This is a genomic window from Clostridioides sp. ES-S-0190-01 (genome assembly GCF_020658275.1).
Taxonomy (GTDB): Bacteria; Bacillota; Clostridia; order Peptostreptococcales; family Peptostreptococcaceae; genus Clostridioides.
This window is the reverse complement of record NZ_JACVWA010000005.1, coordinates 20,377-45,092: the sequence shown is the minus strand read 5'-3', so window position 1 is coordinate 45,092 and position 24,716 is coordinate 20,377. Positions and strand designations below refer to the sequence as shown.

General features: G+C 29.6%; 16 protein-coding genes and 4 tRNA genes. All 20 read left to right on the top strand.

Annotated features, from left to right (window positions below; genetic code table 11):
* Positions 1-45: 45 nt before the first annotated feature.
* The 20 genes from IC214_RS00880 to lpdA all read left to right on the top strand — a co-directional run bounded on the left by IC214_RS00880 (position 46) and on the right by lpdA (position 24,656).
* Positions 46-121, top strand: a tRNA-Lys gene (locus IC214_RS00880).
* 7 nt (positions 122-128) lie between these two features.
* A tRNA-Cys gene (locus tag IC214_RS00875) sits at positions 129-202 on the top strand.
* Positions 203-209: 7 nt separating this feature from the next.
* A tRNA-Arg gene (locus IC214_RS00870) sits at positions 210-286 on the top strand.
* A gap of 12 nt (positions 287-298) precedes the next feature.
* Positions 299-374, top strand: a tRNA-Val gene (locus IC214_RS00865).
* A 74-nt stretch (positions 375-448) separates the two neighbouring features.
* Complete coding sequence (locus tag IC214_RS00860) at positions 449-862, top strand: hypothetical protein (RefSeq protein WP_227437120.1); 414 nt, start codon at positions 449-451, stop codon at positions 860-862.
* A gap of 303 nt (positions 863-1,165) precedes the next feature.
* Positions 1,166-4,597, top strand: a complete 3,432-nt coding sequence (locus IC214_RS00855) for a pyruvate carboxylase (protein ID WP_227483617.1) — start codon at positions 1,166-1,168, stop codon at positions 4,595-4,597.
* Between the two features lie 239 nt (positions 4,598-4,836).
* Complete coding sequence (locus IC214_RS00850) at positions 4,837-6,765, top strand: elongation factor G (RefSeq protein ID WP_227866140.1); 1,929 nt, start codon at positions 4,837-4,839, stop codon at positions 6,763-6,765.
* A 491-nt stretch (positions 6,766-7,256) separates the two neighbouring features.
* Entirely contained in the window at positions 7,257-7,721 is a 465-nt protein-coding gene (locus tag IC214_RS00845; protein ID WP_227437114.1) for a CtsR family transcriptional regulator, read from the top strand.
* A 6-nt stretch (positions 7,722-7,727) separates the two neighbouring features.
* Positions 7,728-8,222 carry a UvrB/UvrC motif-containing protein gene (locus IC214_RS00840; RefSeq protein ID WP_227437113.1) on the top strand — a complete coding sequence of 165 codons (495 nt, stop codon included), beginning with the start codon at positions 7,728-7,730 and terminating at the stop codon, positions 8,220-8,222.
* Between the two features lie 15 nt (positions 8,223-8,237).
* Complete coding sequence (locus tag IC214_RS00835; protein WP_227866139.1) at positions 8,238-9,263, top strand: protein arginine kinase; 1,026 nt, start codon at positions 8,238-8,240, stop codon at positions 9,261-9,263.
* A complete protein-coding gene (locus IC214_RS00830; protein WP_227437109.1) occupies positions 9,250-11,697 on the top strand; it encodes an ATP-dependent Clp protease ATP-binding subunit in 2,448 nt (815 codons plus the stop codon). The genes IC214_RS00835 and IC214_RS00830 overlap by 14 nt, the downstream gene beginning before the upstream one ends.
* A 179-nt stretch (positions 11,698-11,876) precedes the next feature.
* The gene (gene radA / locus IC214_RS00825) at positions 11,877-13,250 is read left to right on the top strand and encodes a DNA repair protein RadA (RefSeq protein ID WP_227437108.1); all 1,374 of its coding nucleotides are present in this window, start codon (positions 11,877-11,879) and stop codon (positions 13,248-13,250) included.
* A 2-nt stretch (positions 13,251-13,252) separates the two neighbouring features.
* Positions 13,253-14,323: a DNA integrity scanning diadenylate cyclase DisA gene (disA, locus tag IC214_RS00820; RefSeq protein WP_227437106.1), complete on the top strand. Its 1,071-nt coding sequence runs from the start codon at positions 13,253-13,255 to the stop codon at positions 14,321-14,323.
* Positions 14,324-14,411: 88 nt separating this feature from the next.
* Complete coding sequence (locus IC214_RS00815) at positions 14,412-15,506, top strand: PIN/TRAM domain-containing protein (RefSeq protein WP_227437104.1); 1,095 nt, start codon at positions 14,412-14,414, stop codon at positions 15,504-15,506.
* 128 nt (positions 15,507-15,634) lie between these two features.
* A complete protein-coding gene (locus tag IC214_RS00810) occupies positions 15,635-17,812 on the top strand; it encodes a hypothetical protein (RefSeq protein WP_227866138.1) in 2,178 nt (725 codons plus the stop codon).
* A gap of 932 nt (positions 17,813-18,744) precedes the next feature.
* Positions 18,745-19,698 carry a sugar-binding transcriptional regulator gene (locus IC214_RS00805; RefSeq protein WP_227483620.1) on the top strand — a complete coding sequence of 318 codons (954 nt, stop codon included), beginning with the start codon at positions 18,745-18,747 and terminating at the stop codon, positions 19,696-19,698.
* A 37-nt stretch (positions 19,699-19,735) separates the two neighbouring features.
* Positions 19,736-20,698 (top strand): thiamine pyrophosphate-dependent dehydrogenase E1 component subunit alpha, encoded by a 963-nt coding sequence (locus IC214_RS00800; RefSeq protein ID WP_227437098.1) that lies wholly within the window; start codon positions 19,736-19,738, stop codon positions 20,696-20,698.
* A 24-nt stretch (positions 20,699-20,722) separates the two neighbouring features.
* On the top strand, positions 20,723-21,709 hold the full coding sequence (locus IC214_RS00795) for an alpha-ketoacid dehydrogenase subunit beta (protein WP_227483621.1): 987 nt from the start codon (positions 20,723-20,725) through the stop codon (positions 21,707-21,709).
* 12 nt (positions 21,710-21,721) lie between these two features.
* Complete coding sequence (locus IC214_RS00790) at positions 21,722-22,768, top strand: 2-oxo acid dehydrogenase subunit E2 (protein WP_227866137.1); 1,047 nt, start codon at positions 21,722-21,724, stop codon at positions 22,766-22,768.
* A 157-nt stretch (positions 22,769-22,925) separates the two neighbouring features.
* Positions 22,926-24,656 (top strand): dihydrolipoyl dehydrogenase, encoded by a 1,731-nt coding sequence (gene lpdA / locus IC214_RS00785; RefSeq protein WP_227866136.1) that lies wholly within the window; start codon positions 22,926-22,928, stop codon positions 24,654-24,656.
* The last annotated feature ends 60 nt before the right edge of the window (positions 24,657-24,716 follow it).

Sequence of the window (24,716 nt, the reverse complement as noted above, 5' to 3'; positions counted from 1 at the left end):
CTGGAGGTCGTGAGTTCGACTCTCATTATCCACCCCAACTAATATGGTCTATTAGCTCAGTCGGTAGAGCACCTGACTTTTAATCAGGGTGTCCCGCGTTCGAGTCGCGGATAGATCACCAAAAAGGTGGCGACATAGCCAAGTGGTAAGGCAGTGGACTGCAACTCCTTGATCCCCAGTTCGAATCTGGGTGTCGCCTCCAATAAAATGCGCTCATAGCTCAACTGGATAGAGTGTCTGACTACGAATCAGAAGGTTAGGGGTTCGAGTCCCTTTGGGCGCACCATATAAACATCGAGGGATTATAGCTCAGCTGGGAGAGCACCTGCCTTACAAGCAGGGGGTCACAGGTTCGAGCCCTGTTAATCCCACCAGTGCAAACCTCTAGTAATTTTACTAGAGGTTTTATTTTTGATTAAAAAAGATTTATATTTAGGAGGTAAAAAGTTTGTATATAATTATAGGAAATGAAATAGTTGATAGTGAAGAACTTAAAATAATAATAGATAAGAATAGTAAGTTCAAAGTTGAAAAGGATTTGAGTAAAAGCACAAAAAGAGAGGACATAATAGCTTATCAATTAAGTATAAATATGGATTATTTAGATACTATTATAAGTGAGCAAGATGAATATATCACCTTATCTGATGAGGAAAAATTTGATGAATATATGACTTTATCTGATGAACTTGCACTAGGTTTAGAAGAACTTATGCCAAAGTACACAATAATAAATGCTAGAGCATATAAATTAGATGAGGTAGAAGGAGTAGTAAAAATAATACTAGTTATAGCATATGCAGATTTAGGTCATCTAAAACTTTCTGATGTAATAAAACGTTTGTTAAGACAGATAGATTAAGATATGAACTATATTGAGAAAAGTATGTGAAATATTACGTAAAGATGAAAATAATTATGTAAACAGAGAAAAAAATAGTATAAAATAAGGTCAATTGTAGAAATTTTCACACAAGTTTGTCTGAAATCCCATAAAAAACCCCTTAATTTTAGTGAGGTAAATTGAGTTTATACAGTCTAAAAATTATATATATTTATAAATTTATCTTATTAATTAAGGAACTTGCTTAAACATCTTCAAAAATAAAGTATTTTAGTCTATAATCTTTAATATTACACAAACAATAAAGGAGAAGAATAGAGTATGCTTAAAAAGTTTAATAAAATACTAGTAGCTAATAGAGGCGAAATAGCTATAAGAATATTTAGAGCCTGTTCAGAATTGGGGATAAAAAGTGTTGGTATATATAGTAAAGAAGATAAATACGGATTATTTAGAACAAAAGCAGATGAATCATATTTAATAGGGGAAGGCAAAGGTCCAATAGATGCATACTTAGATATGGATGGAATAATAGACTTAGCAAAGAGAAAAAAAGTTGACGCTATACATCCAGGATATGGTTTTCTAGCAGAAAATGCAGAATTTGCTCGTAAATGTGAAGAAAATGGAATTACTTTTATAGGTCCATCATCTAAAGTAATGAATATGATGGGCGATAAGATAAATTCTAAAAAAATTGCAAAAGAAGTTAATGTTCAAACTATACCAGGGGTGGAAAAAGCAATAAGAAGTACTGAAGAAGCAAAAGAAGTTGCAAATAAAATAGGTTATCCTGTTATGATAAAAGCATCTAATGGTGGTGGCGGTAGAGGTATGAGAATCGTACATCATGAAAAAGATTTAGAGCTTGAATATGAAACTGCTTGTAGTGAATCAAGAAAAGCTTTTGGTGAAGATATTATATTCATAGAAAAATATATAGCTGACCCAAAACATATAGAAGTTCAAATATTAGGGGATAACTATGGAAATATAGTTCATTTATACGAAAGAGATTGTTCTGTTCAAAGAAGACATCAAAAGATAATAGAATATGCACCAGCATTTTCATTAGATGAAAAAGTAAGAAAAGAAATATGTGATGATGCAGTCAAGTTATCAAAATATGTAGGCTATTCTAATGCAGGGACACTAGAATTCTTAGTAGATGCAAATGGTGGTCATTATTTTATAGAAATGAATACAAGAGTACAAGTTGAGCATACTGTAACAGAAATGGTTACAGGAATAGATATAGTTCAAAGTCAAATATTAATAGCTCAAGGATACAGCCTAGATAGTGAAGAAATAAATATAAAATCACAAGATGATGTTGAAATAAGAGGGTATTCTATCCAATGTAGAATAACTACAGAAGACCCTAAAAATAGATTTATGCCAGACACAGGTAAAATTCAAGTTTATAGAACTGGTTCAGGATTTGGTATAAGACTAGATGGTGGAAATGGATTTACAGGAGCAAACATAAGTCCTCACTATGATAGTTTACTGGTTAAGACAATATCTTGGGATAGAACATTCCAAGGAGCAATAAACAAAACTATAAGATCTATAAAAGAACTTAGAGTTAGAGGTGTTAAGACTAATGTAGGATTCTTAGTTAATGTCTTAAATAATCCTATATTCTCAAATGGTAAATGTAGTACTAAATTTATAGATGAAAATCCAGATTTATTTGAAATAACAGAAAGTAAAGATAGAGGAACAAAATTACTTCAATTTATAGGTGATGTAATTGTAAATGATAACGCTTGTCAAGAAAAACCATTATTTGATGCGTTACATGAACCAAGAATGAATAAAGATGGTTCAAAGGCAGAAGGAAGTAAGATACTTTTTGATAAGTTAGGTAAATCTGCATATATAGAAAAAATAAAAAATGATAAAAGACTATTATTAACAGATACAACAATGAGAGATGCACATCAATCATTATTGGCAACAAGATTAAGAACATATGATTTATTAAAAGCTGCTAAACCAACAGAAAAATATCAAAAAGATTTATTCTCACTTGAAATGTGGGGTGGAGCTACTTATGATGTTGCATATAGATTCTTAAAAGAGTCACCTTGGCGTAGATTACAAAAACTAAGAGAAGAAATACCAAGTATAATGTTCCAAATGTTGCTTAGAGCATCAAATGGAGTTGGATATAAAAACTATCCAGATAATGTAATAGAAGAATTTACAAAAGAGTCTGCTAAACAAGGAATAGATGTATTTAGAATATTTGACTCATTAAACTGGGTTGAAAATATGAAACCATCTATTAATACAGCTCTAGAAACTGGAAAAATAGTTGAAGCAACTATGTGCTATACAGGTGATATATTAGATAAGACTAAAACTAAATATGACTTAGAATATTATATTAAGATGGCAAAAGAGTTAGAAAGTTTAGGAGCAGACATAATAGCAATAAAAGATATGTCAGGACTTCTTAAACCATATTCTGCTTATACATTAGTTAAAGAACTAAAGAAAAATGTAAAAGCACCAATACATTTACACACTCATGATACAAGTGGAAATGGTGTGGCAACTTGTTTGATGGCATCAGAAGCTGGTGTAGATATAATTGATGCTGCATTAGAATCTATGGCAGGACTTACAAGTCAACCATCACTTAATGCAATAGTAGAAGCTCTTAAAAATACAGAAAGAGATACAGGTATAGATTTATTTGGATATGATGAGTTAGGAAAATACTATAAAGATTTAAGAAAAGTCTATAATAAATTTGAAAGTGACTTAACTAACTCTTGTGCAGAAATATACAATTTTGAAATACCAGGAGGTCAATATACAAACTTAAAACCTCAAGCTGATAGTTTAGGATTAGTTAATAGATTTGATGAAGTTAAAGAAAAATATAAAGAAGCTAATGAAGTTGTAGGAGATATAATAAAAGTAACACCATCTTCAAAAGTTGTAGGAGATTTAGCTATCTTTATGACTAAAAATAAATTAGATAAAAATAATATAATAGAAGAAGGTAAGAACTTATCATTCCCAGATTCTGTTGTAGACTACTGTAAAGGTATGATTGGTCAACCAGAAGGTGGAGTACCAAAAGATTTACAAGAAGTAGTTTTAAAAGGTGAAGAAGCTATTACAGTAAGACCTGGTTCACTATTACCAGCAGAAGATTTTGATGACATAGCAAAATATCTAAATGAAAAATATGATATAAATGCAAATATAAGAAATGTTATAAGTTATGCTTTATATCCAAAAGTTTATGAAGACTATATTAAACATTTACAACATTATAATGATATATCTAAACTTGAAAGTGATGTATTCTTCTATGGATTAAATAAAAATGAAGAATGTGAAGTAGAAATAGAAGAAGGTAAAGTATTAACAATAAGATTAGTTGAAATTGGTGAAGTTAAAGAAGATGGATTTAGAACTATAGGCTTTGAATTAAATGGAATGGTTAGAGAAGTGGAAATAAAAGATAGAAACTTCTCTGGAAAAGTTACTAATGTTGAGAAAGCTGATATGAATGATCCACTTCAAATCGGAGCAAGTATACCAGGAAAAGTTATAAAAATAATGGTTAAAGAAGAAGATGAAGTAAAAGCAAATCAACCATTAATAGTTATAGAAGCAATGAAAATGGAAACTATAATAGTTGCTAAAACTGATGGAGTAATTAAATCAATTAAAGTAAAAGAAGATGATATGGTTGAAGATAAACAACTATTAATGATAATGAAATAATTGAATTGAAACAACTTATAAAACACTCTAAAATATTTTTATTAAATATTTAGAGTGTTTTTATTTGTTTAAATTAAATATTTGTTAAAAAAAAGAGGAAAATTATATCCCTATGTAGAAATAAAGCTAGTAAGGAAAATGTTATCTAAAAATTCTAAAAATAATAAACATTTTCTAGACTATTTCTTAGGAAATAACAGCTAAGAGAAAATACATAAATTTAAAAGGTGGGTGCTTATATGAAGGTTTATGATAGTAATATGTTGAGAAATGTAGCAGTATTAGGACATAGCGGATGTGGTAAAACAAATCTAATCGAAACTATAGCTTACACAGCAAACACTAATAAGATACCTAAATTAACTGACAAGGTAAATATGACTTATAGTATGGGATTAATACCTATAGAATATAATGACTATAAGTTTAACTTATTGGATACACCAGGATATTTTGACTTTAGCGGAGACGTTGTATCATCTCTTAGAGCAAGTGATGCAGCAATAATAGTAATAGATGCAACAGCACCTATTCAAGTTGGTACAGAGAAATCATTAGAACTAACTGAGAGTATTCCTAAGATAATGTTTATAAATAAAATAGATAATGAAAAAGCAAGATATAAAGATGCAATAGCAATGTTAAGAGAAAAATACAATAATAAGATAGTTCCAATGATAAGTCCTATATACAAAGATAAAAACTTTGTCAAGTTACATAATGTATTTGAAAATATAGATGATTTAGAAGGTGAATTTAAAGAACAAGCTATGAGTGTAAAAGAAGCTTTAATGGAACTTATAGCAGAAACAGATGATCAAATATTAGATAAGTATTTTAATGGAGAAGAGTTAACTACAGAAGAAATCCAAAAAGGTATTGTTATAGGTATACAAAGAGGAGATATTATACCTGTAATATGTGGTTCAACTATAAATAATATAGGAACAAAAGAAATTTTAGATACAATATCAAATTATCTAGAACCTATATTTACAGAAGAGAGTAAGCCATTTAAAGGATTAGTATTTAAAACTATGGTTGACCCATTTGTAGGAAAAATGTCATATATAAAAATTACTCAAGGTGCAATTTCTAAAGATAAAGAAGTTTTTAATATAAACAAAAACATAAAAGAAAAAATAGCTAACATATATACATTGAGAAATAGTGAGTTAGTTGAAATAGACAAAGCTAAGGCTGGTGATGTAGTAGTTGTAACTAAAGTTAATTCTCTAAAGACAGGAGATACTATATCTGTAGATAAAGATGCAGAAGCTTTAGATAAGATAGACTTCCCTAAACCACAAATATATTATGCTGTTAATCCTAAGAATAAGGGTGATGAAGAAAAGGTAGCTGCTGTATTAAACAAACTTGTAGAGGAAGACCCTACATTACATTGGTATAGAAATACAGAGACAAAACAAGCTCTTTTAGGAGGACAAGGGGAGCTTCATATAAAAACAATTAAAAATAAAATGAAAGATAAGTTCGGGGTAGATGTTGAATTAAATGACCTTAAAGTTCCTTATAGAGAAACTATAAAGGAAACAGCTGATGTACAAGGTAAGCATAAGAAACAATCAGGTGGCCATGGTCAATATGGAGATGTAAAGATAAGATTTGAAAGATGTGAATCTGATTTTGAATTTACAGAAGAAATATTTGGTGGGTCTGTACCAAAACAATATATACCAGCAGTAGAAAAAGGGTTAAAAGATTCTATGAAAAAAGGAGTATTGGCTGGTTTCCCTGTTACAAATATAAAGGCTACACTTTATGATGGTTCATACCATGATGTAGACTCTTCTGAAATGGCTTTTAAGATGGCAGCAAGTGCAGCATTTAAAAAAGGTATGGAGGAAGCTCATCCAATATTATTAGAGCCTATTATGAAACTTAAGATAACTGTTCCAGAAGAATATATGGGAGATGTTATGGGAGATATAAACAAGAGAAGAGGAAAAATATTTGGTATGGAGCCAGATAACAAAGGAAAACAAATAATATTTGCAGAGGCTCCACAAGCAGAAACATTTAAATATGCAATAGATTTAAGAGCAATGACACAAGGTAGAGGGTATTTTGAAATGGAATTAGAAAGATATGGAGAGGTTCCATCACAATTTGCAGAAAAAATAATTGGACTAGCTACTGCAAAGTAATAAAGAAGATAGAACATTAAATAATTAATATCCATCTATTATGTAAAATAATTTTGTAATTAAAACTAGGTATATACTTATTTTAAAGAAGTGTATATCTAGTTTTTATGTGTTTTTATAAAAAACAAGAAAAAAACAAATTAAAGCAATAAAAAATGTGAAGAATAAAAGATACTTTCTTAAACTGTTTTAATAAAAGAAAGTATCTTTTTATATTATTATTTTTAGAAATGTTTAATAATAATGATATGAAGGTATATTTACAAATACAAGGTATAGATACATTAAAAATCAATTAATAATCAATAATTTTAAGACTTAATTGTTATAAATGTAAGAAGTAGAAGATTATATTTAACAAAAGATGGACACCTTATTTAAATTATTATGAAAAAAATAAATTTACACAATTTAGGGCTTTAAAAATTTAAATAATAGGTGTAAAATAGTAGTCAAAGAAAGTCAAAATAAAAAGGTGTGTGGTGATATAAATGGCAACTATGACAGATATAATTGAAAAATTTATTAAAGATTTGATGGAAGAGGATAATAGTATACAGATTCAAAGAAATGAACTAGCAAACTTGTTTAGTTGTGCACCATCACAAATAAATTATGTTTTAACAACAAGGTTTACCATAGATAAAGGTTATTATATAGAAAGCAAAAAAGGTGGCGGAGGATATGTTCAGATAGAAAAAATACGAAGAAGCAAAGATGGACATATTAGAGAAATACTAAACGAAAGGATAGGAAGCCAAATATCCTATAAGAAAGCAAAAGAGTTGGTGGAAAGTTTGAGAGAATCAGACTTAATTAGTGAAAGAGAATTAAAACTAATATTATATGCAATAGATGATAAATCATTATGTATGCCAGTATATGAATTAAAAGAGAAGGTAAGGTCTAATGTTTTAAAGAATATAATAATAGGAGTATTTAGTATAGAGGAGTGATAATTTATGCTATGTCAAAAATGCAATAAAAATAAAGCATCTGTATATTATAATAAAATAGTCAATGGAGAAAAGACAGAAATGTATCTGTGTAGTGAATGTGCTAAAGAAAATACAGAGATGAATTTTAATTTAGATATGCCTTTTTCAATGATGGATATATTTTCCAACTTAGGATTTCAACCTAAAAAAGAGCTTGAAGAAAAGTTAGTTTGCCAAAAATGTAATATGACATATAGTGAATTTAAGAATAATGGAAGATTTGGATGCAGTGAATGTTATAATGCATTTAGTAGTCAAGTAAATCCAATGCTTCAAAATATACATGGTCATATAGAACATATAGGTAAGGCACCTAAAAAATCTTTTTATAAAATAAGTGTAGAAAATGAGATTAGAGAATTAAAAGAAGATTTGGATAGAGCTATAAAAAATGAAGAGTATGAATTAGCTGCTCAATTTAGAGATAAGATTAAGTATTTAAAAGGCTCTATTGACTAAGATTGGAGTGATATTATGAAAGAGAATATAGTCATGAAATCAAGAGTTAGGCTGGCTAGGAACTTGAGCAATTATCCTTTTCCAAATAGGTTAGATAAAGAGTGTGCTATGGAAATAATAGAAAAGGTAAAAAATGCATTTATGAATTCTAGTTTAGAACATAAAGAAGAGTTTGATTTCTATAAGATTGAAGATTTAGACCAATCTAAAAAGATGCTCATGGTTGAAGAGCATATGATAAGTCCAGACTTAGCAGAAAATGATAAAAGTGCTGTTATAGTAAAAAAAGATAAAACTGTAAGTATAATGATAAATGAAGAAGACCATATAAGAATACAAACTATGTATGATGATTTAAATTTAGAAAATGCTTATAACATAGCAAATGAGATAGATGATTTATTAGAATCAAATTTAGAGTATGCATTTAGCACAAAGTTGGGTTATCTAACATCTTGCCCAACTAACACGGGAACTGGAATGAGAGCTTCTGTAATGATGCACTTGCCTGCATTGAGTCAATTAGGCTATATGGATGAACTTTATAAGATTTCATCACAAATAGGTATAGCAATAAGAGGTATATATGGAGAGCGAACAGAAGCATTGGGAAATATATACCAAATATCTAATCAGCTTACGCTTGGAAGAACAGAGTCTAATATTATAGAGAATGTAAGTGGTCTTACAAAGGATGCAATTTCAAAAGAAGTGAAAGCCAGAGAAATCTTACAAAAAAAATTGGGTATAAAATTAGAAGATAAAATATTTAGGTCAATAGGAACACTTGAAAATTCAAGGGTAATGAGTAGTTCAGAGGCAATGAGCCATCTATCAAATATAAAAATGGGAATAGAAATGAACTATATAAAAAAACTAGATTTAAAAGCTATAGAACAACTTATGATAGGTATACAACCAGCACATCAGTCAATAATGTATAAGAGTGATGATGTTGAAAATAGAGATATAAATAGAGCAACATACATTAGAGAAACTTTGGAAAAATTAAGAGGAGGGATAAATTATGAACTTCAATAGATTTACACAAAGAGCTAAAAAAGCAATTGATTTAGCGTTTGAGTCTGCTAAAAACTTAGGGCATAATATTGTTGGAAGCGAGCATATACTTTTAGGGCTTTTAAAAGAAGAAGAAGGAATAGCCGCCAAAGTTCTAAGTAAAGTTGGATTTACAGAGGCTTATTTAGAAGGCAAAATAATTGATATGGAAGGTAAGGGCGAAGGAATTCCAGAAGACATAGTATTAAGCCCAAGAAGTAAACAAATATTGGAACTATCAGGAATGTTTGCAAATAAATTAAAAACAAATTATATAGGAACTGAGCATATATTATTAGCTATTATTCAAGAAGGAGAAGGAATAGCTAATAAAGTTTTGAACTATGCAGGTGTAAATGACAGAACTCTAGCCCAATTAACAATTGATATGATGGGTATGAGTGATAATAATCAATATAAATCAGAAAATAGTTACACGGGCAACCAAAATCAAACAGAGTCCAAGATTCTCGATAAATATGGAAGAAATCTTACACTATATGCAAAACAAAATAAAATAGACCCTGTTATAGGAAGAGAAAAAGAAATACAAAGAGTTATACAAATATTAAGTAGAAGAACTAAAAACAACCCTGTGCTAATAGGAGACCCAGGAGTAGGTAAAACAGCTATAGCTGAAGGTTTAGCAACAAATATAGCATTAGGAAATGTTCCAGAAACACTAAAAAGTAAAACTTTGTATTCTTTAGAGATGGGTTCATTATTAGCTGGTGCTAAATATAGAGGAGAATTTGAAGAAAGAATTAAAGAAGTTGTAGATGAAGTTGTTAAAAATGGAAATATAATTTTATTTATAGATGAGATGCATACAATAATAGGAGCTGGGTCTACAGGAGAAGGATCTATAGATGCGTCAAATATATTAAAACCTGCATTAGCTAGAGGAGAAATACAAGTTATAGGTGCAACAACAATAGATGAGTATAGAAAGCATGTTGAAAAAGACTCTGCACTAGAAAGAAGATTCCAACCAGTTATGGTGGATGAACCAAGTAAAGAAGATTCAATAAAAATATTAGAAGGATTGAGAGATAAATATGAAGCTCATCACAAAGTTAAAATAACTGATGATGCTATAAAAACAGCTGTAGAATTATCAACTAGATATATATCAGATAGATATCTACCAGATAAAGCTATAGATTTGATTGATGAAGCGGCATCAAAAGTGAGGCTAAAGGAAAATACTCCTCCAGCCGAAATAAAAAAATTAGAATTAGAAATAGAAAATATAGATAAAGAAAAAGAAGAGGCAGTAAGATGCCAAGATTTTGAGAAAGCAGCAAAAATAAGAGATGAACAAGGTATACTTAAAAAACAATTAGAAGATGTTAGAGAAAAATGGAATAAGTCATCTAAACATTCTGATTTAGTTGATGGAGAAGTCATTGCTGAAGTAGTAGGTTTATGGACAGGAATACCTGTTAATAAAATTCTTGAGGAAGAAGCTGATAGACTCTTAAAACTTGAAGAAATCTTACACAATAGAGTTATAGGTCAAGAGCAAGCAGTAAAATCTATTTCCAAGGCAATAAGAAGGTCAAGAGCAGGTCTTAAGGACCCTAATAGACCAATCGGCTCATTCTTATTTTTAGGACCTACAGGAGTAGGGAAAACAGAGTTATCTAAGGCATTAGCAGAAGTGCAATTTGGAGATGAAAATCAAATAATAAGAATTGATATGTCTGAATATATGGAAAAACATGCTGTATCAAGAATGATAGGTTCACCTCCTGGTTATATAGGTCATGATGAAGGAGGTCAATTAACTGAAAAAGTAAGAAGAAACCCATATTCAGTTATTTTATTTGATGAGATAGAGAAAGCTCATCCAGATGTGTTTAATATTCTATTACAAATTCTAGATGATGGTAGATTAACAGATTCAAAAGGAAGAACTGTTGATTTTAAGAATACTATTGTGATAATGACATCAAATGTTGGTGCATCTACAATTGGTAGACAAAAAACTTTAGGGTTTAGTATAGCTAAAGGAGATGAAGAAGAAAAGTCTCAATATGAAAAAATGAAAGAAAACATAATGGGTGAATTAAAGCAAAGATTCAGACCAGAGTTTTTAAATAGAATAGATGATATAATAGTTTTCCATTCATTAAATACAGAGCATATATCTAAAATAGTAATTTTAATGGTAGATAAATTACAAGAAAGACTAAAAGATATGGATATAAAACTAGAAATGAGTGATGAAGCTATAAAATTAATTTCTAAATCTGGATTTGATTTGGAATATGGAGCAAGACCTCTTAAAAGAGCCTTACAAAAAGAACTAGAAGATGAGTTATCTGAAGCGATTTTAAGAGGCGATGTAAAAAAAGGAAGTAATATAATAGCAAAAGTTAAAGATGAAAAAATAGTTTTTGAAACTAAATAATTCAATAGAGTTGCATTTTAAAATCTTATAGATATAAGCTTTAGGGTTTAAAGAAAATTTTAAGGGCAATGAATCTAAAATAATTCATTGCCCTTAATTATTTTTTTTAATCTTTACCTATTATCTTTCACATATGCTAAAATTATAGTATATAATAATAAATTAAGGATGATTAAAATATGGCAAAAATAAAAACTAAATATGTATGTCAATCTTGTGGATATGAAACAGCTAAGTGGCTTGGAAAATGTCCAGAGTGTACAAAATGGAATACATTTGTAGAAGAAGTAGATCAAAAAAGCACAAAAAAAGAGGTCTTTATAATAGATAAATCTTCATCTAAACCAGTTAGTATAACTTCAATAGAGAGTAAAGAAGAAGAAAGGTTTACAACAGATATAAAAGAATTAGATAGAGTGCTTGGTGGAGGGATAGTTAAAGGTTCTCTAGTACTTGTTGGTGGAGACCCTGGTATAGGTAAATCCACACTTTTAATTCAAGTCTCTAGTAATGTAGCTAATTTAGGAAAGACTGTTTTATATATAACTGGAGAAGAATCAGAATCACAGATAAAAATGAGAGCAAAAAGATTAGGTATTAATTCAGAAAATTTATATATATTTGCTGAAAATAATTTGAGTATAATTGAATCTTATTTAGAAAGTGTAAATCCACAATTAATAATTCTAGACTCAATTCAAACTGTCTTTAGTCCAGAAATATCTTCAGCACCAGGCACTGTCAGCCAAATTAAAGAAGGTACTTCAAAATTCATGAAGATTTCTAAAAAAATGGGAATTTCAACATTCATAGTTGGTCATGTAACCAAAGAAGGTTCACTAGCAGGTCCAAAATTATTAGAGCATATGGTTGATACTGTTTTATATTTTGAAGGTGAAAGATATAATACATATAGATTAGTAAGGGCTGTTAAAAATAGATTTGGTTCAACAAATGAGCTTGGAGTATTTGAAATGAGGGATTTGGGATTAGTAGAGCTTGATAACCCGTCTAAGATTTTGATATCTGAAAAACCAAAAGATGTAGCAGGTTCAGTCATAATATCAACTGTAGAAGGTACAAGACCAATGCTACTTGAATTACAAGCATTAGTTTCACCAACAAGTTTTGGTATAGCAAGAAGAACATCTACAGGAGTAGATTATAATAGAGTTGGTATGTTATTAGCAGTCTTAGAAAAACGTGTTGGTCTGCAAATACAAAACCAAGATGTATATATAAATATAGTTGGAGGTATAAAGATAAATGAACCTTCGATTGACTTAGGAATAGCTATTTCTGTAGCATCTAGCTTTAGAAATATACCTATAGATGAAGATATAGCTGTTACAGGAGAGGTAGGACTTACAGGAGAAGTTAGATCAGTAAGTTTTATAGAAAAAAGAATTGCTGAGTGCAAAAAACTTGGCTTTAAAAAGATAGTAGTTCCTAGAAGTAATTATGATGTTGTAAAAGATACTAAAGGTATAGAAATATGGCCAGTAGACAACTTAAGACAAGCTATAAATATAGTACTTGGGAGGAATCAATAAATATGGAGAATTTTTTGGATAACAAAAATATGCTATATGCATTAAAAATGATATCTCCTGGAACCCCTCTTAGATTAGGCCTAAACAATGTGCTAAGAGCTAAGACTGGCGGTTTAATTGTAATTGCAACAAATGAAGATGTAATGAAAATAGTAGATGGAGGATTTGCTATAAATGCAGAGTATTCACCATCATATCTATATGAATTAGCCAAAATGGATGGAGCGATAGTTTTAAGTGGTGATGTAAAGAAAATATTATTTGCTAATGCACAACTTATACCAGATTACTTTATAGAAACATCAGAAACTGGAACTAGACATAGAACGGCAGAAAGAGTAGCAAAACAAACTGGTGCTATAGTCATAGGAATTTCACAAAGAAGAAATGTTATAACAGTTTATAGAGGAAATGAGAAGTATGTGGTCGAAGATATATCTAAGATATTTACTAAGGCAAATCAAGCAATACAAACTTTAGAAAAATATAAAACAGTATTAGACCAAGCTATAACTAATTTAAATGCTTTAGAGTTTAATGATTTGGTAACTATTTATGATGTAGCGTTAGTCATGCAGAAAATGGAAATGGTAATGAGAGTTACAAGTATAATTGAAAAATATGTGATAGAATTGGGGGATGAAGGAACTTTAGTAAGCATGCAATTAGAGGAATTAATGGGTACAACTAGAATAGATCAGAAATTAATATTCAAAGATTATAACAAAGAAAATACTGAAATAAAAGAACTTATGAAAAAAGTTAAAAATTTAAATTCAGAAGAACTAATAGAATTATTTAATATGGCAAAACTATTAGGGTATAGTGGATTTTCAGAAAGTATGGATATGCCTATAAAAACAAGAGGCTATAGAATTCTTAGCAAAATACATAGACTACCAACAGCAATAATAGAAAACTTAGTAAATTATTTTGAAAACTTTCAAGAAATATTGGATGCGTCTATTGAAGAGTTAGATGAAGTTGAAGGAATAGGTGAAATAAGAGCAACATATATAAAAAATGGACTTATAAAAATGAAACAATTAGTATTATTAGATAGACACATATAATGAATTTTAAGTGAATTTTACTACTTTTTTCTTGAATATAATATACACTTTGGTCTATAATAGATAAGTATAACTAGGGGGTGAAGCATTGATAAGGAAAGTAACAAGGATATTGTTTATTTTACTTGGATTTACGATAGGTATAACGACCTATTTAACATTGATGAGAGATTTTGAAATATTAACATTTGGAAAAGAAACTTATGGTTATATAGCAGCTGTAGTAGCAGGTATAGTAATAGCTATTTTAGGATATCTTATAGAGCCATGGGTTGTGAATAGAACAAAAGAAATTGCTAAAGTTGTGGATAAAGAACTATCAAAATATCCTCAAACAGATATATTATTAGGATCTATGGGTCTTATAGTAGGATTTGTAATTGCATATTTATTAAGTGGGCTAGTAAATAGAATACCAATAGTAGGTGGAATATTATCATTACTATTATATTTATTCCTAGGATATCTTGGAATGAAAGTTGCGCTTAAAAGTAAAAATGATTTGTTTAATATTGGAAAATTAGGAAGATTGGCAAATCCTATTAAAGATAAGGATAAGGATAAAGATAATAAAAAAGAAGTAAAGGCGATACCTCCAAAAGTATTAGATACAAGTGTAATAATTGATGGAAGGATAGCTGATATTTGTAAAACAGGATTTATAGAAGGAAAACTTATTATTCCTGCTTTTGTTTTGGAAGAATTAAGACATATTGCAGATTCTTCAGATGATTTGAAAAGAGTAAGAGGTAGAAGAGGTCTGGATATATTAAATATAATTCAGAAAGAATTAAATATAGAGGTTGAAATAAGTGAAAGGGACTTTGATGATATAGCAGAAGTTGATAGTAAATTATTAAAGCTTGCCCAAGTATTAAATGGAAAAGTTGTTACTAATGATTATAACTTAAATAAGGTTGCTCAATTTCAAGGTGTTGAAGTATTAAATATAAATGAGTTGGCTAATGCTATAAAACCAGTTGCAATACCAGGTGAAGATATGGTTGTCCAAGTGGTTAAAGAAGGAAAAGAAGCTCAACAGGGTGTTGCATATCTAGATGATGGAACTATGATAGTTGTTGATGGAGGAAGAAAACATATGAATGAGACTATAAAAGTTTTAGTAACTTCTGTTCTTCAAACTCCTGCTGGTAGAATGATATTTGCAAAACCTAAAAATTGATATATTCAAATAAACCTAAAATTTGGGCTGTTTATTATAAATAGATGGTCCAAATTTATTTGTTTATAACGACAATGTTTAATGTATTCTTAAGTGTGAGGATTTAAATCAGAAAGCAGGGAGAATTTATGAGAAAAAAGATTATATCTTTCTTAGCAACATTTATCATAATATTAACATCGATGAGCCAGTATAGCTTTGCAGATGATATACCAACGCATGGAAAAGTAATATTTATAGATATGAATAGAACTAGTATGAACAATATGTTAAGAATAAAATCATTGAGAGAAGAGCTAGAAGATAGAGGATATATTGGCTTGATGAACATAAGAGGCGATAAAGGTAGTGATGATAGAAGGTCATATGCCAGTATGGGTGCTGGAGGAAGAGCCAATGTAGCTAATGAAGAAGATATTAATTTTGAAAGCTCAAGCAAAGATAGAAATATAGTTTTTGAATCAGCTACAGGTAAGAAAGCAAAAGGTATAAATGATTTGACTATAAATATGTCAATAAATGAGAATCTAAACTTTGGAGAATATGGTTCTACATTAGGTTCATTAGGTCAAAGTTTATCTGAAAATAAATTAAAAACATCTGTATTAGGAAATGCAGATATAGTTGAAAATGGTAAACTTGTAAAAAATAGAAACTTATGCTTAACAGCTATGGATGAGTATGGTAGAATTTCTTACGGAAATGTAGATAATATCAATAAAAAAGATTTATCTATGCCTTATGGAATATCAACTGATTACACTAAGCTTGTTGCTGAAACTAAAGAAGCTTATAAAAATAGTGATGTAGTTTTTGTAGAACTTGGAGATACATATAGGTTAGATTTATATAAATCTAACTTGAATGAAAAAACATATAAAAACATGAAAGACAAGATAGAAAAAAACATAGATGAATATTTAAAAAATATATTTTCTATGGTTGGAGAAAATGATACTGTTTACATAGCTAGTGCATTTCCAAGTGATTTAGATTATAAAAATAAAAGAAGGCTTTCTCCAATAATAAAATTAAATGGCAATGGAAAAGGGATGTTATCATCTTCAACTACTAGAAGAGAAGGTATTGTTACTAATCTAGATATTGGAGCTGAGATATTAAATAACTTTGATATAAAAAATCAAAATATGGTTGGAAAGAAGTATGAACTTATTAACAGAGATGATAATAAAGAGTATCTGATGGATGAATACCAAAAGATAGTATCTGTTTCAAGCATAAGGTCTACAATACTTAATGGATTTGTAAGTATAGTATTTTTGTCATGGATAGTTGCTATGATTCTAATTCTATTTAGAAAGCATATATCGAAAAATCACAAAGAAACAATATTTTTTATATTAAAAGAATTTCTAAAAATAGGAATAGTAATGCCATTATCATTTATGATAACTCCAATAATGAATTTTAAAACACCAGTAGCAATATCTTTAGGAATAATTATAATAACACTTACTATATACTTAATAAGCAAAGTTCTGATAAAGAATGATTTAAAAAATATGTTATTCTTTACAGGTTTAACTATATTGATTATGGTTATTGATTCTGCATTTGGTTCATATTTAATGAAAAGTAATGTAATGAGTTATGATTGTATAATTGGGGCTAGATACTACGGAGTAGGAAATGAATATCAAGGAGTGGCAATAGGTAGTGCAATATTTACATTTGCGATTTTGCTTACATATAAAAAGATACCAAAGTGGTCTGTAATAGTATTTTCTTTAGTTATCTTAATTACGAGTGCATCTCCAGCTATGGGTGCAAATGTTGGAACTGCTATTTCTGAATGTGTTGCATTTTTACTATTTATACTATTGATATATAATGTAAAAATAGACTTTAAAAAAGTTGTATTATTAGGTGTAGCAGTATTGCTTGTTTTAGGCGCCTTTGTAGCTATAGATATGATTTCAGGAAGTAACTCACATTTAGGTATGTTTGTAAAAGAAGTTTACTTTAATGGACCAGGAGAAATAATACAAACATTTGGCAGAAAGATAGAGATGAACTTGAAGCTAGCTCAAACCAGTGCATGGGTAAATATACTATTAACTGGGATAGGAGTTATCTTAATTCTTATGATTAATCAGATTAGATATTTTAAACAATTAATTGATGAATATCCAATTGTATTTAAAGGTTTTATAGCATCAATAGCAGGATGTTTTGTAACTCTTTTAGTAAATGACTCTGGAATTGTGTCATCAGCCACAGCTTTTATTTATGTAATTGTAGCTATGATTATATTAAGTATAAATCTGATAGTATTAAAAGAATAAGTTACATATAGTCTCTATATAAATATTGATGATATGTTAATTTGAATTTATTTTGACAAAATAACTTTAAAGAAAAAATTTTACAAAAATTAATTATTACACAAAAATCCCAAGTTTATTTTAACTTGGGATTTTTATATAATAATTTAAACTTTATCTTGTTTTAATGTAATTTGAAATGATGTACCTTTTCTCCGTGTTTATTCCAACACCATTGTCAGTAGTATTAATGTAAATGTTCTAAATCTGTATGAAATCCAAATATCTGCTTTTCAGATTTTGGATTATTGGCAACATTGGCAATAAGGTTTTGAAGAAAGGCAATCATTTCAAATTGTGTATGTTTAAGCTGTATTTTTCCAGAAAAATCTATAAAAAATGTCAGACTTAAATTGTCTATTAACTTTTCATTATATACTCACTTTTTATATATATTATCTAAAAATATCATACTTTCTTCTTCACTAAAGCGGTGGTTTTTATTAAGCATTAGATATGAATATCCTGTGATATATGATAATAGTGTTTTCAAATCATGTGATATATCAGCAAGTCAATGAGTTTTTGAAACTTCAAGTTATTCTCGTTCAATCTCAGTTTCTTAAAGTTTATTGCTTAATGCCTTTATATTTATAATAATTTCTTTATACATAAAATAGTACAATTTTAGTTTACCATCTTTAGTAAAATCTTTTTTGGCGATTGTATAATTTCCTTTAGACAAAATACTTATTGAGCAAATTATCAGGTAAAGTGGTCAAACAAGAAATAAAAAAAGTATTCCTTAATTTAATGTAATAACTTATTTTTAATTATACAAAAAAAACAGTTGACTTTTTATACGAACCCCTTCTATAATGTTATTGAAATTAAGTAAAATCATTGAACAAATGTAAAAATAATTGAAAAATCTTGATTTTGGAGGAAGGAAAATGAAAAAAATTGGAGACTTAAGGTTAATGATGAAGTGTTGTTCACTTTATTATGAAGATAATTTGAATCAACAAGAAATAGCGAATCAATTGGGAATATCAAGACCAACAATATCAAGAATATTAAAAGAAGCTTTTGAGCAAGGAATAGTAAAAATACAAATAGTTGATGTTTTAAAAAATGACTATCAAAAAATAGAAAGAAGTTTAGAAAGAAAATATAAATTGAAAGAAGTAATAGTGGTAGATGATAAACAAGACTCATTAACACAAAAACAAGAATTAGCAAGAGCTGTGTCTGAATATCTTACCAGAGTAGTAAAAGAAAATGATATAATTGGGGTTTCCATAGGAACAACTCTAAAAGAAATTCCTAGATATGTAGAAAAAAGCAACTGTAAAAATGTTACGTTCATACCTTTACTAGGAGGAATTGGAGATAATGAAATAGATATACACGCAAATCAAATAGCTGTAAGTTTAGCAAGAGCTTTTGGAGGAGATTTTAAGTTATTACATGCTCCTGCTGTGATGTCTGATTTATCTACAAAAGAAAAGCTTTGTAAGGATGAAAAAATTAAAGAAGTACTAGACTTAATAGATAAAACAACTATTGCAATTGTAGGTATAGGAAATCCTATGAGTTTAAACTCAACAATAATGGCTTCTGGATATATGCATGAAGAAGATATAGAGGATTTAAAAAAGTATAACTCAATAGGCGCAATTTGTTTGCAAGCTTTTGATAAGGAAGGAAAAACTTCTATACTTGAATTTAATCAAAGGGTACTAGGGGTAAAACTAAATGATTTAAAAAAGATAAAAAGAACAATAGGTGTTGCTTCAGGAGATGAAAAGATAGAAGCAATAAAAGCATCATTAAAAGCCAAATTTATAAATAGCTTAGCAATTAATCACAGTTTAGCACTTGAATTATTAGAAGATTGTGACTAATAGAAATATAGATAAAAATTAATAGGAGGGAATTGATATGACATTATCAAAAGAAACATTACTTGAAATGTATAAGAGAATGAATCAAGCTAGAAAGTTTGAAGAGAAAGTTAGTTGGTTTTTTGCAAGAGGTATGGTACATGGAACAACTCATTTATCAGTAGGTCAAGAAGCTTCAAGTGTAGCCGCAGTAATGGCATTAGAAAAAGGAGATTTGGTTTCATTAACTCATAGAGGTCATAGCCAATTTATAGGAATGGGAATAGATTTAAATAAAATGATGGCTGAGCTTATGGGAAAAGAAACTGGATTTTGTAAAGGAAAAGGAGGCTCAATGCATATAGCAGATATTGAGTCAGGTAACTTAGGAGCAAATGGAGTCGTAGGTGGAGGTCTTACTATAGCTCCTGGCGCTGCACTTACACAACAATATAAAAAGACAGGAAAAATAGTTTTATGTAGTTTTGGTGATGGTGCATCAAATGAAGGTACATTTCATGAAGGAATAAACTTGTCATCAATATGGAAATTACCAATAATATTTTATTGTGAAAACAACCTATATGGCATGTCAACAAGTATAAAACGTCACATGAATATAGATAGTGTTGCAACAAGAGCAGCATCTTATGGTATAGAAGGAATATCAATAGATGGATATAATCCAATAGAAGTATATGAAACAGTACAAAAAGCTGCTGAAAAATGTAGAAGAGGGGAAGGGCCTGTATTAATTGAAAGTAGGACTTATAGATGGCTAGGTCATTCAAAATCAGATGCAAATGTATATAGAACGAAAGAAGAGATAGAATCGTGGAAGGCAAAAGACCCTATAAAATTTTTAAGAAATTATCTTATAGAAAATAATATGGCAAATGAAAATGAATTAGATATAATTGAAGATTTTGCTAAAAAATCAATAGAAGATGCAGTAGAATTTGCTCAAAATAGCCCAAATCCAAAAATAGAATCTTTATTAGATGATGTATATGCAGACTAAAAATAGTAAAGGAGGAAAATAAAAATGAGTACAAGAGAATTAACATATGCACAAGCAATAAAAGAAGCAATGTCAGAAGAAATGAGAAGAGATGAAAATGTAATATTTATGGGAGAAGATATAGGGATATATGGAGGAGCATTTGGCGTATCAGTGGGAATGATAGATGAATTTGGCCCAGAAAGAGTAAGAGATACTCCTATATCAGAGGCAGCTATAGCAGGTGCAGCAGCAGGTGCAGCGGCAACTGGGTTAAGACCAATTATGGAAGTAATGTTTATGGATTTTGTTACAATATCTATGGACGCGATTGTAAATCAAGCAGCAAAAATGAGATATATGTTTGGTGGGAAGGCTCAGGTTCCAATGGTTGTTAGATGTCCTGGAGGTTCTGGAACTGGTTCAGCAGAACAACATTCACAAAGTTTGGAAGCATGGTTTTGTCATGTACCAGGAGTAAAAGTGGTTGCACCTTCAACACCAGCAGATGCTAAGGGATTATTAAAAGCAGCTATAAGAGACAATAATCCAGTAATATTTGTTGAAAACAAATTGTTATATAGAAAAAAAGGAATTGTCCCAGAGGGAGATTATGTAATTGATATTGGAAAGGCAGATATTAAAAAAGAAGGTTCTGATGTTACAGTAATCACTTATGGAAGGATGTTACAAAGTGTTGAAGAAGCTGCAGAAAACCTATCAAAAGAAAATATAGATGTAGAAATTATAGATTTAAGAACTTTATATCCATTAGATAAAGAGACAATCATAAAGAGTGTATGTAAAACTGGTAGAGTTTTAATTTGCCATGAAGCAGCTAAGACTGGTGGTCTAGGTGGAGAAATATCAGCATTAATAACAGAAAGTGAATCATTTGATTATTTAGATGCACCAGTAAAAAGAATATGTGGAAAAGATGTGCCAATACCATATAATCCAGAGCTAGAAAAAGCAGTAGTCCCAAGAATTGATGAAATAGAAGATGCAATAAAATCTTTAATTGTTAGATAAGGGGGGATAGAAATGGTGGCAAATAAAGTAAAAGCCACACCAGCAGCCAAAAACCAAGCAAGAAAAGACAATATAGAGTTAGATTGGCTGGTTGGAAGTGGAGAAAATGGAAGAATACATCTAGTGGATGTGTTAAACTATCTAAAAAATAATAAAGTAAAAGCAACTCCTTTAGCAAAAAGGATAGCAGAGGATTTAAATATAGATTTAGAAAATGTTGTAGGTACTGGATACAATAGAAAAATAAAAAAATCAGATATAGAAAAGGCACATACACAAGAGACTATCGTATCAACTGATGTATCTAAATCTAACGAAACAAAAGAAATAAAATCAAAACATGAGAATTTAAGTACGTTTAATACAGTAGAAGGAGAGTTCGAAAAGCCAAATCCAATGAGAGCAACTGTAGCAAAACGAATGTCAGAAAGCTACTTCAGTGCTCCTGTATTTACATTCAATATAGAGGTAGATGCTACAGAACTTAAAGAGCTTAGAGCAAAATTAATAGATACAGTAAAAGAATCAACTGGAGTAAAATTAACAATGACAGATTTAATAGTAATGGCTGTATCTAGAGTACTTCCAAAGCATCAAGCATTAAATTCAGCATGGACAGATAATGGAATATTTAGATATAAAGATATAAATATAGCTATTGCTGTTGGACTAGATGAAGGTTTATATGTCCCAGTAGTAAAAAATGTAAATGAAAAACCGCTAAAAGAAATAGCCAAAGAAAGCAAAGAACTTGCTGAAAAAGTAAAAACAGGAAAGCTTCTACCAGCAGACCAAGAAGGTAATACATTTACTATAAGCAATGTTGGAATGTATGGTATAACGACATTTACACCTATAATAAATATGCCTTCAAGTGCGATACTTGGGGTAGGAGCAACTCAAGATAAGTTTGTGCCAGTAAATGGAGAGGCTAAAATAAAACCTATAATGAATTTATCATTAACATCAGACCATAGAATAATAGATGGTACAGTAGCAGCAAAATTCTTAAAAGATTTAAAAGAATTATTAGAAAATCCATTAGCAATGCTTATATAGGTTTTGATATTTTACTCTTTATGTAAATAGATTGAATAGACCACATAAAAAGATGTATTTAATTTTACTAGATTTAAAATTATTGTATGTAAAAGATATCTGTATGAATATAAGATGATTAACTAAAATATATAAAAAATAAATAGGAGGATAGCCTATGTCAGTAGAAGTCATAATGCCAAAAGCTGGAGTAGCTATGGAAGAAGGTACTATAGTATCTTGGCTAAAACAAGAAGGCGAAGAAGTAAAAATTGGAGAACCTATACTAGAGATAACAACAGATAAAGTCAACATGGAAATAGAATCAGAAGGAGAAGGTATACTTGCTGCAATTATACATAAAGAAGAAGGAGAAGTATTACCAGTATTTACAGTAATAGGTGTAATAGCAGAAAAGGGAGAAAAGCAAGAAGAAATAAAGGCTAAATACTTATCTGGAAACGTATCAAAAGAAGATTTAATTGTTGAAACAGAAAAAATAGAAATAAAAGAAGAAAAGACAATTAAAAAAGAGAGTAATCATGATTATGATGTGGTAGTAGTAGGTGGAGGACCTGGAGGGTATTTATCAGCACTAAAATCAGCTATATTAGGAGGCAAAGTTGCATTAGTAGAAGAGGACACATTAGGAGGAACTTGCCTAAATAGAGGTTGCATTCCTACAAAAACTTATGTAAAAACAGTAGAAATATTAGAAGAAATTGAACAATTATCAAAAAGAGGTGTAAAAGTATCTGTTGATAAGGAACAAGATATAAAAAAGGCTATAAAGTATAAAAATAGAGTAGTAAAAAAACTTACAGCTGGTGTTGGTGGATTGTTAAAAAGCAGAGGTGTAGATGTCTTTAATCTTAAAGCTACTGTTAAAGAAGCCCATAAAGTAATATTATCAGATGGAAAAGTTTTAGATACAGAAAATACAATAATTGCCACTGGTTCTAAGGTGAGAATCTTACCAATAAAAGGAATAGAATCAAAATTAATAATAACTAGTACAGGAGCTTTAGATTTAGACATAGTACCAGAAGAGTTAGTAATAATTGGTGGTGGAGTAATAGGTTGTGAATTTGCAGAGATATTCAACTCAAGAGGTTCTAAAGTAACTATAATAGAAATGGAAGACAGAATAATTCCAAGAATGGACAAAGAATTGAGCCAGTCTTTAAGAGATTCACTTAAGAAAAAGGGAATAACTATATTAACTGAAAAGAAAGTTTCTGAATTTAAAGAAGAAGGAAATAAAATAATAGTATGTATTGAAGGAGAAGAACCAATAAAGGCAGATTTAGGTCTATATGCTATAGGAAGACAAGCTAATCTATCTGGTGTAGAAGACTTAGATATTAAAATAGATAGAGGTTCAATAGTTGTAAATAGCAAAATGGAAACAAGTGTACCAAGTATATATGCAGTAGGTGATGTTACTGGAGGTATAATGCTAGCTCATGCAGCTTTTAAAATGGGAGAAGTAGCAGCTTCAAATGCTTTAGGTATGGATGAAGAAGCAGATTTAAGTGCATTACCTAGTTGTGTTTATACAGTTCCAGAGGTTGCATCAGTTGGACTTACAGAAGAAGATGCTAAACAAAAATATAATATAAAAATTGGTAAATTTAACTTTGCTGGAAATGGAAGAGCTTTAGCTTCTGGACAAGAGCAAGGATATGTAAAAGTAATATCAGATGCTAAGTATGGGGAAATTTTAGGTGTGCATATGTTTGGATATGGTGTAGCAGAACTTATAAATCATGCAGCATCATTTAAAGCATTAGAAATACCTGCTGATGAAGCTAGTGACTTGATTTTTGGTCACCCATGTACTTCAGAAGCTCTGATGGAAGCTTTAGCAGATGTAAGTGGTGAATGCTTACATTTACCAAAAAAATAAGCTATTAACCTAAGTTTATATAATATATAAAATCTTTAAAAACTCACTTAGCCATACCCC